The organism is Francisella marina (assembly GCF_008369785.1).
Classification (GTDB): Bacteria; Pseudomonadota; Gammaproteobacteria; order Francisellales; family Francisellaceae; genus Francisella; species Francisella salimarina.
Window position 1 is genome coordinate 170,619 of the sequence record NZ_CP043552.1, and the last position, 16,280, is coordinate 186,898.

Consider the following 16,280-nt stretch of genomic DNA (forward strand, 5'->3'; position numbering starts at 1 on the left):
AGACTAACTAATATTTACCATAGATAATATATTACCATAAGGGATAGCTATTCGCTAAAGAGATTAGTTTTTTACTGGTTTAATATTAAGTTTGAGGCTAAATAATATATAAAAAATAGAGAAAGTTAGTATTATTGATATAAAAGGAGTTGGAGTTTTTATAGGATATATTAGCACTGCTAGGAATGTGGAAATTGATGCAAGCATTGTAAATATAAAAGTAAATGATTTGATAAGCTTATTTGTACTTATATGCTCAGTTCTTGATAGGTAAATATATTTTATTGGTACAAATGAAAATATCGAAAGAATGACTATTACAATCTCGTTAACCCAGTATGGAGATTGAAAACATAGCATGTACATGACTATTACATTCCAGTAGCTAGGAAAACCAACAAAAAAGTGGTCATCAGTTTTGGCATTAGTTTGACAGAACTGATATGAAGATGAAATCGTTATCATTACTACTACTGGAATTAACCATTCCTGAGAGACTATCCCTGAGACATATATCCAAATGCATGGGACTATGGAGTATGTTGTGAAATCTATAATATTATCAAGTAAAGCACCGTCTAGAGGGGCTAATTTTTTTATATCTACCAATCTGGCCAAGCTACCATCAATAGAATCAATAAAAATAGCCATGATTATGCTAAACATTGATAGCTTAATGTAATAGTGGTGAAGATCTACTTGGTTAATCACACTGGCTTTAGCAGCTTCTATGGAGAAAATGATAGCGAGTATGCCAAATACTGCACCTAATGAAGTGAATAGGTGTACTAGCCAAGCATAAATTTTTTGTATTATTTGCATTGTTGTTATTTTTTTAATTTACTATGAAATAAATAATTACGGAATTGTAACAAAAATAGTTAATAGTTTCTATGAATAACTAGTTCAATAAGTTTTTCTAACTTTTGTGTAGAAAGTAGTCTTTCATTTAATTGAGTAAGTAGTTTTTTGATTTCACTCTTATTACGACTTAAGTGATCACTTGCTTTATCAAGACCCATTAGAGATACGTAGGTGGATTTATTTGCGTTAATATCTTTCGCACTAGTCTTACCAAGTTCTTTTGTCGATTTTGTAACATCTAAAATATCATCTTTGATTTGAAAACATAAGCCAATTAAGTCAGAAAGTCTTGTCAAGATGATTTCTATCTCTTTGCTATTATGTTCGGAAATGATGTAGGGTATTATTATGCTAGCTCTAAACATTTTTGCAGTTTTGTTTATATGCAGTTTTTGTAAATCTTTTAATTCTAGACTTTGGTTTTCGCCGTCTATATCTAATTGTTGGCCACCAACCATACCTTCTAGACCACAGCATTTTGCAAAAAATATATTTATTTTCTTTAGCTTGTCAATGTTCGATACTTCAATATTGTTTAGAATTTCAAAACCTAATGACTGTAATGCATCTCCAGCTAATATCGCTGTTGCTTCATTAAATTGTATATGACATGTGGGCTTGCCTCTTCGTAAAGTATCGTTATCCATTGCTGGAAGATCATCATGTATAAGTGAGTAAGTATGTATGCACTCTATAGCAAATGCAACTTTATGACAGTTCTGAAGACTTATATCCAATGCTTCACCTAGAGCATATACAAATTGTGCGCGTATTCTTTTACCACCGCTGAAAAAACTATATTTCATCGCTTCTTTGAGTCTTTCGGAAGGCGAGTTAATTCCGGAAAATATCTTTTCTGAAAAAAGATTGAAGCTTTCTAGTGTAGGGGTGGTACTCATAAGAACTTCACTATATTGTTATATTGCTTTTCTAGAACATCACTATGAGCTTCAAATGTTTTTAGAGAGCCCTGAGACATTTGTTGCGAATATTCTTTATTATCTAGTAACTTAACTATGCTCTCAGCAAGTTCTGTATGGTTTTTTACTCGTATTAGTGCTCTATTGCGAATTAATTCTTTTGATATCTGACTAAAGTTGTAGAGACTTGTGCCACTTATAATTGGTTTTGCGAGGGCTGCAGGTTCTAATAGATTGTGTCCACCGTTGTCTATCAAAGAACCGCCTACAAAAGTGATGTTAGAAATGTAGTATAGATGAAGTAACTCTCCCATAGTATCACCTAAATATATCTGAGTGTGGTTAAAGATCTCATTGGTAGATGACGATCTTTTTTGGTAAGAGAATCCTTCATTTGCAATGAGTTTCTCTACTTTCTGAAAACGTTCTTTGTGTCTTGGTACTATTATTAATAGGCAGTTTGGGTAAGTGATTAACACTTCCTTATGAGCGGCAAGTATTATCTCTTCTTCTCCTTGGTGAGTACTACCTGCAATCCATACTGGTCTACTATTTATGCTTTGTTTGATGCTAAGCATCTTATCTTCTAAATTTTCAGGGGTGATAAGATTATATTTTAAATTGCCAGTTACTGTGATTTTTTCTTTATCAACACCTAATGAGCAAAATCTTTTTGCATCTTTTTCAGTCTGAGCGTTTATTTGACTTATGTTTTTAAATAGGAAATCTTTTCCAAATGGTATTTTGGTGTAGTTTCTAATCGATCTTCTTGATAGTCTTGCGTTTGTTATAACTACGGGAACATTTTCTGCAAAACATTTATTTAAAATATTTGGCCAAATTTCAGTTTCAATTATCAAGAAAGCCTTAGGATTAACTTTCACAAAGAAGCTGTTTATGAATGGTATTGTGTCATATGGGATGTACATATGGTATACATTATCGTATTTGCTGTACAAATTTTTAACAACATCACTACCTGTAGGTGTTGTAGTAGTAATAACAAAATTTTCGTTTGGAAAGTTTTTTAAGAGTTCTTTCACTAGAGGTTCTGCTGAAACAGTTTCGCCCACTGATACTGAATGAATCCAAATTGAACTCTTTAGTCGAAGTTTTGTTTGAGCAAATCTTTCTCCCCATCTTTGCCTATAGCTACTATTTTTGAGGCTTCTTTTGAGTTTTTTGAGATATATGAAAGGTACATATATAATGAATAGGCTAGAGTATATATGAGCAAGAGAAACGTATAATATTCTTTTTAAATGTTCCACACTTCGACCCAAAAGCTTACTTGTTTAGTAAAAATTATCAAACTAATTAAGCTATTTTAGCATATATGATAAGAAATTATATCATCAAGGATGAAAAAACATTAAGACCTCATATTTTGCTAATAATTTTATCAAGCGCTATAGCTCTATGACTTATTTTGTTTTTCTCACTTTTTGATAGTTGTGCTAAAGTTTTTTGTAATTCAGGTAAAGAGAATACCGGATCATATCCAAAACCATGTTCACCTAAGCAAGTGTGTGCGATCTCGCCATCTAAGAAGCCATATTCTAGTACTGGGGTAGGATCTTTTTCACTTCTGACATAAGCCAAGGCGCATACAAACCGAGCTGTACGATTATCTTTATCTTTTAGATTGGTCAGTAACTTTTGTATATTAGCATCATCATTGCCATGCTCGCCAGCGTATCTTGCAGAGTAAATACCGGGGTCGCCTGCTAATGAAAATACTTCAAGCCCAGAATCATCTGCTATTGCAGGCAATCCAGTGTGTCTTGAACAGTGTCTTGCTTTAATGATTGCATTTTCTATAAAGCTAAGCCCTGTCTCTTCAGCATCACTAATATTGAATTCTGTTTGAGGGATTATTTGAATGTTTATTTTTTTAAAAATATCTGTAAATTCTCTAATCTTTCCTTTATTGCTTGATGCTAGAACTATTTCTCTCATTTTTGATTGTTTTTTAAGGTTTAAGTCTGTGTATATATTAGCAATAATTATCCGAAATGTTATAGTTATATAAATTAAAGAATGTATATAGAGTATATTTATGAAAGTTTGTTTTGTTGGTGGTGGTAATATGGCTGCTGCAATGATCGCGGGAATGGTTAATCATGGCTATGATGGTCAGAATATTATCGTTTTTGATAGAAATGAAGATAAAAGAGAAAATTTAGTTAGTCGATATGGGATACTGTCTTCGGACTCTTTACTAGAGTCAATTGCTATAGCTGATATTATTATTTTAGCTGTAAAGCCACAAGGTATGATTAGTCTAATCAGGGATATTAGAGATCATACTAGAGATGATCAGACAATAGTTACGGTAGCAGCAGGCATCAAAGCTAATGATTATGAGAGAATGTTTGCTAAGAATATTTCTTTCGCAAGGACTATTCCCAATACGCCTAGTAGCTTAGGCTACGGTGCTACTGGAATATTTTTTAATAAAAATATTAGTGATGATAATAAGTCAGAAGTTATTAATATTATGAAGACAATGGGAGAGGTCGCTGTAGTTAAAAAAGAGGATGAGATTGATGTTATTGCAGCTATAGCAAGTTCTGGTCCAGCATATTATTTTCAATTTATGGAGCATATGGTCAATGCTGCTGCTAAAAGAGGGCTGGATAAACAACAAGCTGAGAAGCTTGTTGCTCAAACGTGTCTTGGTGCTGCACAGATGGTCTTGAAAAGTGACGAGGATATGGCTACTTTAAGAAAAAATGTAACATCTAAAAAAGGTATAACTTTTGAAGCTTTATCTACTTTTGAAAGACTTGATCTTGGTGGAACTGTTGATAAGGCAATACAAGCAAATATCAATAGAGCAGAAGAACTTTCCCAAGAGTTTAGTTCACAAATTTCTTAAACACTCATATTAGTTTTAGGGTAATATTTCTCATAATTCATAAGTTTAAATAAATATTTATTTTATGTACCTTATGCTATATACTTTAGCTGATAAATGTTTTTTTAGAATCTTATAACGAATAAAGGTGAATATATGAGGCTATTATTGGCTGAAGATGATCTTAACTTAGGTGAGGGCTTACTCGAAGCGCTGCAAAAAGAAGGTCTTATTGTTAATTTGGTTTCTGATGGCGAAGCTGCACAGACTTTCATTGAATCAGGATTGTATGATATTGTGGTTCTTGATATAGGTATGCCAATTAAAACAGGTTTGGAAGTTCTTAGGAATGTTAGGAATAAAGGTATTAAAGTGCCAATTATTCTTTTAACAGCTAGAGATGGTTTGGAGGATAGAATCAAAGGCTTAGATTTAGGCGCTGATGATTATCTTACTAAACCTTTTGAGCTTAAAGAATTGGTAGCAAGAATTAAAGCTATTTCTCGTAGAATAGACACAAGATCTGGCAAAAGTACTAAAGAAGAAATCAAGTTTGGCGACTATAGCTTTAACCCTAGCTCTGAGACAGTAACTAAAGATGGTGTTATTATTCCAGTTTCAAAAAAAGAATTAGCGCTTTTGGCTATTTTGGTGCAAAATGCTGGCCGTGTTGTACCAAAAACTCAGCTTCTGGAAGAAGTGTATTCTACTGATAAAGAAATGGACACTAATACTCTAGAAGTACACATGCACAATCTAAGAAAGAAAATAAATATTCCAAACTTTATTCAAACTATTAGAGGCGTTGGTTATTTTGTTCAAAAGGATAAAGTAGTTAAGTGATTTCATGGAACTATTGAACTATATCCTAAGTCTAGGTTTTACTTTTTGGCTACTGTTTTTAACTATAGCAAGTGGTCTGATTTATTTGATGGACCTGCTTTTTTTTCAAAGGCCAAGATTAAAGCCTTATGCCAAGGAATTAAAGGGTCTATCTAAGAAACAGAAGCGTCAGTTCTATAAGGACAGTGGCCTTAAGGCTCCTTTGATAGCAGATCAAGCAAGATCCTTGTTTAGTGTATTCCTGGTGGTTTTTTTGCTTAGAACATTTCTAATAGGGAACTTTCTTATCCCTACAGCATCTATGACACCAACACTACCTGTTGGAGATTTTATATTTGTTAATAAAGCTGCTTATGGTATTCGAGCACCTTTTACTAATGAAACTCTGATAAAAACAGGTGAGCCTAAAAGAGGCGACATTTTAGTGTTTCACTTTCCAGTTAATCCAAGTGTAGATTTTGTCAAAAGAGTCGTTGGTGTACCTGGAGATGTGATTTCTTACAAGAATAAGATGTTGACGATTAATGGCAAAAAACTTGAGTACACAAATTGTGATAAAGATGCTATTAATTATTACAATCAATCATTAGCTAATGGCAGTGGTGATACAATTTGTACTGAAAATCTTGATGGTGTTAAGCATCAAGTTGATTGAATTGAATCCGTAAAAGGTACTGATTTTGAAAATCTTAAAGTACCTGCTGGACATTATTTCGTAATGGGAGATAACAGAGATAATAGTGAAGATAGTCGTTATTGGGGTTTTGTTTCTGAGAAGGATCTTGTAGGTAAAGCAAAGATTGTATGGATGAGCTGGGATAAGGTTGATAAAAAAGTTCGTTGGAGTGAAATTGGTAAGGTCTTTTAAATAAATGATTCCTGAATATTCTCGATTATATAAAATTCTTGGTTATAACTTCAAAAATTATACTCTCTTGGTCAGAGCATTAACTCATCGTAGTAAAACAAAGAAAAACTATGAAAGATTAGAGTTTTTGGGAGATTCTATTTTGGGATTTGTAATTGCCGAAGCGTTGTATTTAGAGTTTCCAGATTTAGCAGAGGGCAAGCTCTCACAAATTAGGTCTAAGCTAGTTAAAGGAGTAACTTTAGCAAATTTAGCTCTAAATTTTAAGTTGGATGAATATGTTATCTTAGGTGCTAGTGAACAAGGTGGACATAAGCGAGAAAAAATATTAGAAGATGTATTTGAAGCTATTATTGGGGCAATTTATTTAGATAGTGATTTTGCTACTGTTAAAAAGGTTATACTAAACTGGTACAAGCCAGTTATATCAACTCTTAACTTGGATGATGTAAAAGTCAAAGATGGTAAATCTAAGTTACAAGAAATCCTATTGCAAAATGGTTTAAGTCTTCCTGAGTATAGTATTGAAACTATCGACGGTAAAGACCATGAACAAGAGTTTACAGTGAAAGCATTGTCTAATGATTTAAATATTGAAGTTAGTGCAAAAGGCACATCGCGAAAAAAAGCTGAGCAGAAAGCTGCTGAGAAGATGATACAAATACTATCACAACAAGGCTTACATGAAAAAAAATAGATTAAATCTCAATGGTGTGATTGTCATAAATAAGACTCAAGGTCTTAGTTCAAATAAAGTTTTACAGCAATTAAAGTATATATTTAATGCTCAAAAAGCAGGTCATACAGGAACCTTAGATCCTATGGCAACAGGAGTTCTGCCTATATGCTTTGGTAGAGCCACTAAAATAGCACAATACCTTTTAGACTCTGATAAGGAATATATTGCAACTATTAAGCTAGGTGTTGAAACAGATAGTGGAGATGCTGAGGGTGAAATAGTGGCAAAAAATGCTAATATTCCAGAATTGTCGGCAGAGTACCTAGAAACAGTTTTGAGAGATTTTCGGGGGAACATAGTTCAAATCCCTCCAATGTATTCAGCTTTGAAGTATAATGGACAACCTCTCTATAAGCTAGCTAGAGAGGGTAAAACCATTGAGGTTAAGCCGCGTAATATCTGTATATATGAGTTAGAGTTACTGGAGTTTAATACAGATTCATTAAAAATAAGAGTTAAATGTTCAAAGGGCACATATATTCGTAGTCTAGCTATAGATATTGGAAAAGTTTTAGGCTGTGGTGGACATTTGTCTGCTCTGCAAAGAACCCAAAGCGGACCTTTTGGAATTGAGGCTGCTCATGACTTAGATAACTTAAAAGATTTAAGTTTTGAACAAAAACTTGCTAGTATAACTAGTGTAGAGAGTGTATTTATTGACAAGCCAATATACTCTTTAGTAGAAGAAGAAAAAGATGATTTATACAAAAGAGGACTCTTCGCTGACAAACCTCATCTTGATGGAACGGTCAGGGTATATGATGATGAGAAGTTTGTTGCTATAGCAGAGTTTGATAAAGGTAAGTTAATAAGTAAAAAATTTTTTGACCAGGATATATTCATAAGTGAGTAAATATAATATACATAATGATCCTAATAGGGATGTCGAAGCACAAAAGTACGAGAATCCAATTCCAAGTAGAGAAGTGATTCTAAAATATATAAAAGATACTAATATTCCTGTTAGTATAGAAAACATCGCTAATGCTTTAGAAATTTTTAAAAAAAATCTTTTTGATGGTCTTGTAAATCGTTTAGGTGCAATGGTTAGAGATGGACAGTTAGAAAAAGACAAATCATACTATAATCTACCAGAAATGACGCCAATATATATAACATCTAAAGTAACAGCTGATAGAGACTCCCGTTTAGAGTTATTTAGCCATACTTTAAATACTAAGGTTGGAATTGTATCTCATCAGACAAAAATGGTAATGGCTGGTGATGAAGTAACAGCTAAAGTTCTTGGACTTAATAAACGTGGTCGAATAGATGCAGAAATTAAAACAATAGTTTCAAGATCACAAAAAACCATCACTGGATACTACTATAAGAGTTTTGATTGTGATTTTATTAAGCCGATAAGTAAGAGTATGACAAGTGATATAGTGCTATTACCACCGAGGCAGAAAATAGAACACAATTCTCTAATTGAGGCCGAGATTGTTGTTTATCCTAGTATAAATAGTGCAGCTGTAGCTAAGTTTAAGCAAGAGGTCGAAGCAGTATCTCCAGTTAAAGAAGCAATGATGATGGCAACACAGAAGTATGACTTAATAGAACAGTGGAGCAAAAAGGCTTTGCGCTATTTAGATAATATTTCTGATGATGTGATTGTTGGTAATAGAGTTGATTTGCGTAATGAAAATTTTGTAACTATCGATGGTGAAGATGCCAAAGATTTTGATGATGCTGTTTATGCACACAAGACTAAAAGTGGTGGCTGGAAACTATATGTTGCGATTGCAGATGTGTCAAACTATGTTGAGAAAGATTCAGGCCTAGATTTGGATGCAAAGCGTCGCTCAACTTCTGTTTATTTTCCTGGATATGTTATTCCGATGTTACCAGAGAAGTTATCAAATGGATTATGTTCGTTAAAACCTAATGAGGATAGATACTCTCTAGTTTGTGAGATGAACATATCTAAAATTGGTAAGCTTTCTAGATACAAGTTCTATTCTGCAGTAATAAATTCAAAGGCGCGCTTAACTTATACAGAGGTTGCAAAACTTTTAGAGAAGAAACAAAATTCTATAGTTGATAAAACTCCTGAGTTGATACCAAATCTATTTGATTTATATGAGTTGTATAAAGTGCTACATGGAGCTAGGCAAGAGCGAGGTGCTATAGACTTTGATACCGTTGAAACACAAATAATATTAAATGAGCATAATCATATTGAGTCAATAGTACCAAGACATCGTAATGATGCGCATAGATTAATAGAAGAGTGTATGCTTGTGGCAAACGTTGCAGCAGCTAAATTCACCATTAAGCATAAAAAAACATCGCCATTTAGAGTTCATAGTGAGCCTAAAGAAGATAGGATGGAGACTCTTAAGAAGTATCTTGCTAAGCATGGTATACATCTTGCATATGGTAAAAATGGCAAAGTTACACCAAAGGCTTTGGCAGAAATGTTAGATAGCATAAAGGATCGTCCTGATTATGATGATATTCAGATGATGACTTTGCGTAGCATGAATCAAGCGGTGTATAGTATAAATAATGATGGACACTTTGGATTGGCATATAGTGAATATACTCATTTTACATCGCCAATTCGAAGATATCCTGACTTAGTAGTACACAGAATAATTAAATCAATTATTGGCGAGTATGAGCATGGTGGTGCTGATTATAAGTCTTCTGAATTAGCAAATATTTGTGAGAATGCTTCTAATCAAGAACGAAATGCAGATGGTGCATCAAAGCAAGTTGAGAACTGGTTGAAATGCTATTTCATGCAAGACTATATTGGTAATGTTTTGGAGGCTCAAGTTAAGCATGTTAATGGCTTAGGTCTATTTGCTGAGCTAAAAGATATGTATATAGAAGGCTTGATACACGTTTCTGCTATTCCAGGGGATTATTATATTTATGATGAAGCTAAAGATATATTGATTGGTAAGAGAACTCATAAAGTTTATAAGATAGGTCAAGATATTACTGTAAGAGTTGTCAGAGCAGATTTAGAAAGAATTCACATAGATTTTGAATTATATGATCCACGTAAGCCAAATTTAGATAAAAATAATGATAAGCCGTATCCCAAGAAGTCAAAAAAACCGAATAAGGCTAAGAAAAAAAGAGCTAGACGTAGAAAAAAAGCAAAAACAAAAGCAGCTCAATAAATTTATTCTATAAATATTTAATCTAAACGGTTTTCTTGGGTTCTTTAAATCCCCATACTATTCTAAATTTTCTCAATACACAAAGAATCATGTATGTAATATCAATTTGCCATGCTTTGAGATTATTTCTAACAGAGTAAGCAAATTTATGGTGATTATTATGCCAACCCTCACCAAACGTAACTAATGCTATGAACCAGTTATTGCGACTATTATCTGAAGTTTCATAATCTTTTTTGCCAAAAATATGACAGATTGAATTAACACTAAATGTAGTGTGATATAACAATACTGTACTTAAAATACCACCCCAAAATACAAATGCTAAACCTGATGTTTGTAGGTTAGGGTATAAGTGATTAATTATGCTACCGATAGCAAAGAGACCTATCAGATATAATGCAAATGAAACATGAGCATATTTATCTAACCATACTAGTTCAGGATATTCTACCCAGTCTTTGGTAAACTTAGGATCAACATGATCACTTCTAGATTCAAAAACCCAGCCAACATGTGATTGGAATATACCATTCTTAGGAGAGTGTAAATCTGTGTCTTTATCAGAATGGATATGATGATATCTATGATGACCTGACCACCAAAGCGGCCCTTTTTGAGATGCCCAAGTTCCAACTAATGCTAAAATAAATTGAAATACTCTAGAAGTCTGAAAAGCTTTGTGAGCAAAGTAACGATGGTATCCTGCTGTTAAAGCGAATGTCCGAGCTGAGAATGTAACAAGAAATACAACTAATGCAGTAATATTATAATTTACAAAAAATATTGCTAAGCAAGCAATATGCATAATAGCAAAGGCTATTATAGTGACTTTATTTGATTGAGTTTCCATGGTTTCTCCGGTTCTAAATCATCTTTTTAGCAATTTTAAAGTAAAGCTTGTAAGGTAAAGCTGCAATAAGTTTTAGAATTATAGTGAATTTTTTTGTAAAGTGAACCTCAAATTTATTTGACTCTAAACCTTTGATAATGCTAAGGGCAGCTTCTTCTGGCTGAAGTAGAGCTGGCATTTTAAAATTATTCTTGTCAGTAAGCTTAGTTTTAACAAAGCTTGGATTTATCAGACGTATATCAAGCTCAGGATTTTCTGCTTTTAGGCTCTCTACTAAATTTATAACACCAGCCTTAGTAGCAGCATAAGGTTGTGATCTAGGTAAACCGATATAGCCAGCAACACTAGCTGTAATAGCTAGCTGACATTTATGGTTTTTTTTGAGATATGGTAGAGTAAATCTTATTAGGTAAAAAACAGCAGTTAGGTTAGTTTGGATCGTTTTATTAAGATTTGAAATGGCAATGTCAGCAATTAATGAAGGCTCATAGAATGCTGGCAAATATATAATATAATCAGGATTATAGCTAAGAGCTATATCACTTCCTTTTTTGAAGCTCTCAAAATCTGCCACATCAAGATCAACAGTATGAGCAGTATTTTTTAGACTTGCAGATATACTTTGTAGTTTGTCTAGTGAACGAGCTGATATTATAAAATTAGCTTTTATTGAATTATCAAGTTTCTTAAGTAATGCATTACCAATACCATCTGTTGCGCCAATTAACCATATAGTTTTACCTGCAAATTTTTGCATAGTTATTCTCCGGGTTTTTCTTTATGCATAAATAGCGTTAATGAACCAACTGTTAGTCCAAATTTTTTGAATGTATTTTTGTTTATAAGTACACCATCGTTCATTAAGTACATCCAGTCATCGAAACTAATTTTGTATTTTTTGTCGCCAACTGGGATGTTCATTTGATACTGCCAGTTCATAGCGTTGCCTTCAACATAGATTTTAGCAGTACCAATTACGTCGCCTGTTGTACCTTCGTAGTAGTTATCAGAAATTTTCTTAATCGTCCAAATACGGTGATCTTTTTGGCCGTCATAGTAGACCATGTGCTCATCAAATGTGCCGACATCACCATTCCAGCTAGCAGTTCCAGAGAAGTCAAACTGCTTAGTGACTTTTCCTTTATAGTCTTGAATAATCCCTGTGCCAACAATTTTACCTTGTAAATACTGTTGTAGGTCAAGCTTTGGACCATCTCCTTTGTAACTTGATATATCAGCTGAGCATCCAAATAATCCTAATGCCATAATAATTACTCCTATTCTAGATATTAATTTTTTCATAAGCCCCTCAATTGTCTTGATAATTTTTGATATGATGAGTTATCGCTAAGCCATATTTCAAAAAAATATTTTGAAAGATCTTTGTCTGGTATTTGACCAATGAGACCATTGTCTGAATATATATATCCTTTACCATCTTCATCCATATAACCGTACAGGTTTGTACCATTTTGGACGTTGGGAATTAACTGATCAAAGGTATCTCTATACTCTTTATAATTTGCCTTGACTTGTTGTGGATGTTGGTATGATATTTCTTTAACAGTATGCTTAGAGATAGTTTTCCCATCCATACTTCTAAGGTAATGAATTTTTAGTAGAAAAGGTTTATCCCAACTGAAATGTCCATTTTGAGTGTAAAGCTCTGCATCATAAACATCAAAAAACCATTTAGTGAAATGAATTTTACCAACTTGTTGGACTTGATGTGATTTTATTTGTTGTAAAGTTAACTCTTCAGCGTAAGTGAACAAAGGAAAACTAATAATGATAGCTATTAGTAGTCTTTTAAGCATGGACAATCTCCAACTGTACAACATCAATACGTCCGTGAGTAAATGCAGCACTACAAGAATTTAAGTAGAAACGCCACATTCTCTGAAAACGCTTGTCAAAACCTAGTTTTATTAACTCAGGTTCTACATTTACGAAATTTCTGTCCCATTCATCAAGAGTTTTAGCATAATCTTTTGCAAAAGATTCAGTACCTACACATTTAAGCCCAACCTTATCCAGTTCCAGATTAATTTGTCCCATAGATGGTAAGAAGCCACCGGGAAAAATAAAGGTTCTAATCATATCAGTACCTTTAGCATAATCTGCAAAAAGCGCATCATCAATGACAATGGCTTGAATAACAATCTTACCATCTTCTTTAAGCAGTGATTTAAGCTTAGAAAAATATGTGTTCCAATATTCTCTACCCACTGCTTCGATCATCTCGATTGAAACAATATAGTCATATTTGCCAGTTTGGATACGGTAATCTTCAATAACTATATCAGCTTTTTTCCCAGCTAGGCGCTTCGTAGCATAGTCATGTTGTTCTGTCGATAGTGTGATGCCTTTGAGTGTGTAGTCACCACTATTTAGGGCTGTTTCAGCAAACCCTCCCCATCCACAGCCAACTTCAATGATTGAGCCATTTTTTTTATCAAATTTATCAATTATGTTTTTGTATTTATTGATTTGTGCCTGTTCTAATGTTTCAGTTTGATTTTTGTACATCGCAGATGAATAGGTCATAGTTTTGTCTAACCACAAACTATAAAAGTCATTACCCAAGTCGTAATGATCGTAAATGTTTTTCTTACTCTGTTTGATGCTATTGCGTTTGGTAAGGTAGCCAAGTTTTTGTAATAATTTAAAAAGAAAATTTGGCTTCATGTATTGACCAAATGCTTCTTCATTAACTAAGCCTAGTAGAATCAGAGACTTAAGATCGGAGGTTTCCCAATAGCCGTCTCTATAGTCAGCAGCAAATCCAATATCTGATTTTAATTGTAAGTTTACTACTGTGCGCCAATCTTTTAGTTTTAGATCGGCTGTTGGACCTTGTTTTTCGCCTTTTGTATAAATAGTTTCGTTTTCTGGAGTTGTTAAATATAGCTCACCACATTCTAATTTGTTAAGTGATTCTAATAAATTTTTTCTAACGGTTTTTTCAAACATTTCAAAAGGCAAAGGTTAATTACTCTATACGTAAATATTAGCAAATAAATATTGAGGTAATATTGCTGGAATATTAAATTTTGTTAATAAATTCATCAGTAAGCGATATGTTTTTGACACAGATAAAATATTGTCGGGAGTTTAGTTATTTGGACTTATAATATTAGCTACACTAACTCGAATATCTTTCTGCTCAGGTTTTGGGATATATTTTATACGTTTAAATACGATTTTTAGAGCTTGCCAGTGAATCAGATAAATAACTTTAAAGGTTAAAAGTGGAGATCTAAAAAATTCTTTGACTAAGTTTGTACTTGATAAAGGTTTGATTTGACCATTAATTGCTGTGCCAAGTTGGAGCTGATTATTATCATAGTAATTGATAATAACTTGATTTTTTGCATTATTATCAAAATCAAGTGCGAAGTTGAATTTATAAAAGCCTTGTCTTGGATAAAAAGGTGATACATGAAATATTTTTTCTGCTTTGAACCATGTTTCATCTGTAATTTCGTTGCCATTGTTGTGGCAAATATAGCTATGAGTTTCTTTGAATGTGTTGTTGACTTCTGCTATCACAGTTATAAGTTTTTTTTCACTATAGCAAAGCCAAAAGCTAACGGGGTTAAATAGGTATCCTAGAACTCTAGGCATAGTCATCAATTTGATTTCATCATATCTAAGGCCGTGCTGGTCTAATAAATTAGTTGCCCATTTTAGACTACTTGAACTATCTTTTAGGCCGTGATCTTTATCATAGAAAGAATATAAATTAGGTTTATTGATACTAAAAAAACTAGACTTACTTTGCTTAAGATTAAGCATATCCAAAATAATATAATATGATTTATATCTAAAAGAATTTTGCTTTGGATGATGCCTCTTATGAAAAACTTTTGAGCTTAAGATAAAGTTTTTTACCATGGAGTTTTGATTCCTAATTTATTCGCAACATTTACTGCACTAAGTATACCATCTTCATGGAAACCATAGCGTAGATAAGCTCCACAATAGTATGTGTTGTTAAGTCCTTGGATTTTATCAAAGTCTTTTTGAGCTTGAATGGCTTTTTTATCAAAAACAGGATGATCAAAAGTATGTTCGTTGATGATTTTTTGTGGATCAGGTTTTTGATCTGGGTTAACTGTAACAAAATAATCTATATTAGTATCTAAGGGTTGAAGATTATTCATCCAGTAGCTAAGTGAAACTACATCACGTTTGTCTTTAGTTTCAGCACTTAGATAATTCCAACTTGACCACGCAGCTTTGCGTTTTGGCATAATACTAGCATCTGTATGTAATATTACGGAGTTCGGTTGATATTTTATGGCGGATATAAGTTTTTTTTCATCACTGTCGGCATCAACTAATAGTTCGAGAACTTGATTGGAATGGCATGCAAAAATAACCTTATCATATTCTATGGTGTTATTGTTGATATCAGTTATCAAAGTTTTATGGGTTCTAGTTACATTGGTAGCTTGGGGTACAAATTTAACATTAGCAGATTTTAGTTGAGTTATGATTTTGTCAACATATACTTTGCTACCGCCTTTGACTGTGTACCATTGGACTGGTTTGGTAGTTGTAAGTAGCCCATGATTATCAAAAAATCGAATAAAACTAAGGGCAGGGAAGTCATACATCTTCTCTAGTGGAGTGCTCCAGATACAGGCTCCCATCGCTAGTAGATAATAATCTTTGAAGCAGTTACCAACATTTATAGATTCTAGATATTCAGCAAGGCTTATATTTTCATCAAGAGTATTGTTTTCAAGATGCTGTCTTGAGATCTTATTAAATTTTAGAATATCTTTTATCATTTTATAGTAACTTGGTCTGAAAATATTTGACCATTGAGCGAATAAACTTTTGATACTACTAGATCCATACTCAAACTTACCATTTTTGATAGATACACCAAAAGACATATTGCTCTCAGCTACGGGCACATTTAAATGTTTGAACAATCTCGATAAGTGATAATACGTATGGTAGTTAAAGACAATAAAACCAGTATCTACAGGAGTGCTATTAACTTCTAATGTACGAGCATGACCACCGTAATAATTATTTTTTTCGTACAGAGTAATGTCATATTTTTCTTTGAGAAGATAACTGATGGCAAGTCCGGATATGCCACTTCCTATTACTGCTACTTTTTCCATATATTTAAATTGATTGTAAGAATTTTAGTTAATTATAAGGGTAATTTTTAAA

General features: G+C 33.0%; 16 protein-coding genes and 1 pseudogene. 6 read left to right on the forward strand and 11 right to left on the reverse strand.

Annotation, left to right across the window (positions count from 1 at the left end; all coding sequences use genetic code 11):
- Positions 1–63: 63 nt before the first annotated feature.
- From F0R75_RS00930 to rdgB, 4 genes are all read right to left on the reverse strand, one after another.
- On the reverse strand, positions 64–822 hold the full coding sequence (locus F0R75_RS00930; RefSeq protein ID WP_149368679.1) for a CDP-alcohol phosphatidyltransferase family protein: 759 nt from the start codon (positions 820–822) through the stop codon (positions 64–66).
- 59 nt (positions 823–881) lie between these two features.
- On the reverse strand, positions 882–1,763 hold the full coding sequence (locus F0R75_RS00935; protein WP_149368678.1) for a polyprenyl synthetase family protein: 882 nt from the start codon (positions 1,761–1,763) through the stop codon (positions 882–884).
- On the reverse strand, positions 1,760–3,055 hold the full coding sequence (waaA, locus tag F0R75_RS00940; RefSeq protein ID WP_149368677.1) for a lipid IV(A) 3-deoxy-D-manno-octulosonic acid transferase: 1,296 nt from the start codon (positions 3,053–3,055) through the stop codon (positions 1,760–1,762). Before waaA ends, F0R75_RS00935 begins: the two co-directional genes overlap by 4 nt.
- Positions 3,056–3,164: 109 nt before the next feature.
- Complete coding sequence (gene rdgB / locus F0R75_RS00945; RefSeq protein ID WP_149368676.1) at positions 3,165–3,743, reverse strand: RdgB/HAM1 family non-canonical purine NTP pyrophosphatase; 579 nt, start codon at positions 3,741–3,743, stop codon at positions 3,165–3,167.
- A 100-nt stretch (positions 3,744–3,843) separates the two neighbouring features.
- Between rdgB and proC the strand changes: the two genes are divergently transcribed.
- From proC to rnr, 6 genes and pseudogenes are all read left to right on the forward strand, one after another.
- Positions 3,844–4,665 (forward strand): pyrroline-5-carboxylate reductase, encoded by an 822-nt coding sequence (gene proC / locus F0R75_RS00950; protein WP_149368675.1) that lies wholly within the window; start codon positions 3,844–3,846, stop codon positions 4,663–4,665.
- A gap of 135 nt (positions 4,666–4,800) precedes the next feature.
- A complete protein-coding gene (gene qseB / locus F0R75_RS00955) occupies positions 4,801–5,487 on the forward strand; it encodes a response regulator QseB (RefSeq protein ID WP_004287232.1) in 687 nt (228 codons plus the stop codon).
- Positions 5,488–5,491: 4 nt separating this feature from the next.
- Positions 5,492–6,355 (forward strand): annotated as a pseudogene (gene lepB, locus F0R75_RS00960) (signal peptidase I).
- A 4-nt stretch (positions 6,356–6,359) separates the two neighbouring features.
- Positions 6,360–7,052, forward strand: coding sequence for a ribonuclease III (rnc, locus tag F0R75_RS00965; protein ID WP_149368674.1), 693 nt, complete (start codon positions 6,360–6,362; stop codon positions 7,050–7,052).
- Entirely contained in the window at positions 7,039–7,947 is a 909-nt protein-coding gene (truB, locus tag F0R75_RS00970) for a tRNA pseudouridine(55) synthase TruB (protein WP_149368673.1), read from the forward strand. The genes rnc and truB overlap by 14 nt, the downstream gene beginning before the upstream one ends.
- Positions 7,940–10,231: a ribonuclease R gene (rnr, locus tag F0R75_RS00975; protein WP_149368672.1), complete on the forward strand. Its 2,292-nt coding sequence runs from the start codon at positions 7,940–7,942 to the stop codon at positions 10,229–10,231. Before truB ends, rnr begins: the two co-directional genes overlap by 8 nt.
- A gap of 22 nt (positions 10,232–10,253) precedes the next feature.
- Here rnr and F0R75_RS00980 read toward each other — a convergent pair whose 3' ends face one another.
- The 7 genes from F0R75_RS00980 to F0R75_RS01010 all read right to left on the reverse strand — a co-directional run bounded on the left by F0R75_RS00980 (position 10,254) and on the right by F0R75_RS01010 (position 16,228).
- A complete protein-coding gene (locus F0R75_RS00980; protein WP_149368671.1) occupies positions 10,254–11,084 on the reverse strand; it encodes an acyl-CoA desaturase in 831 nt (276 codons plus the stop codon).
- A 13-nt stretch (positions 11,085–11,097) separates the two neighbouring features.
- A complete protein-coding gene (locus F0R75_RS00985) occupies positions 11,098–11,841 on the reverse strand; it encodes an SDR family NAD(P)-dependent oxidoreductase (RefSeq protein ID WP_149368670.1) in 744 nt (247 codons plus the stop codon).
- A 2-nt stretch (positions 11,842–11,843) separates the two neighbouring features.
- Entirely contained in the window at positions 11,844–12,386 is a 543-nt protein-coding gene (locus F0R75_RS00990) for a DUF3833 domain-containing protein (protein WP_149377173.1), read from the reverse strand.
- Positions 12,383–12,901 (reverse strand): chalcone isomerase family protein, encoded by a 519-nt coding sequence (locus tag F0R75_RS00995; RefSeq protein ID WP_149368668.1) that lies wholly within the window; start codon positions 12,899–12,901, stop codon positions 12,383–12,385. The genes F0R75_RS00990 and F0R75_RS00995 overlap by 4 nt, the downstream gene beginning before the upstream one ends.
- Entirely contained in the window at positions 12,894–14,057 is a 1,164-nt protein-coding gene (locus F0R75_RS01000; protein WP_004287241.1) for an SAM-dependent methyltransferase, read from the reverse strand. The genes F0R75_RS00995 and F0R75_RS01000 overlap by 8 nt, the downstream gene beginning before the upstream one ends.
- Positions 14,058–14,198: 141 nt before the next feature.
- Positions 14,199–14,981, reverse strand: a complete 783-nt coding sequence (locus tag F0R75_RS01005; protein ID WP_149368667.1) for a DUF1365 domain-containing protein — start codon at positions 14,979–14,981, stop codon at positions 14,199–14,201.
- Positions 14,975–16,228: an NAD(P)/FAD-dependent oxidoreductase gene (locus tag F0R75_RS01010; protein ID WP_149368666.1), complete on the reverse strand. Its 1,254-nt coding sequence runs from the start codon at positions 16,226–16,228 to the stop codon at positions 14,975–14,977. Before F0R75_RS01010 ends, F0R75_RS01005 begins: the two co-directional genes overlap by 7 nt.
- Between the last annotated feature and the right edge of the window lie 52 nt (positions 16,229–16,280).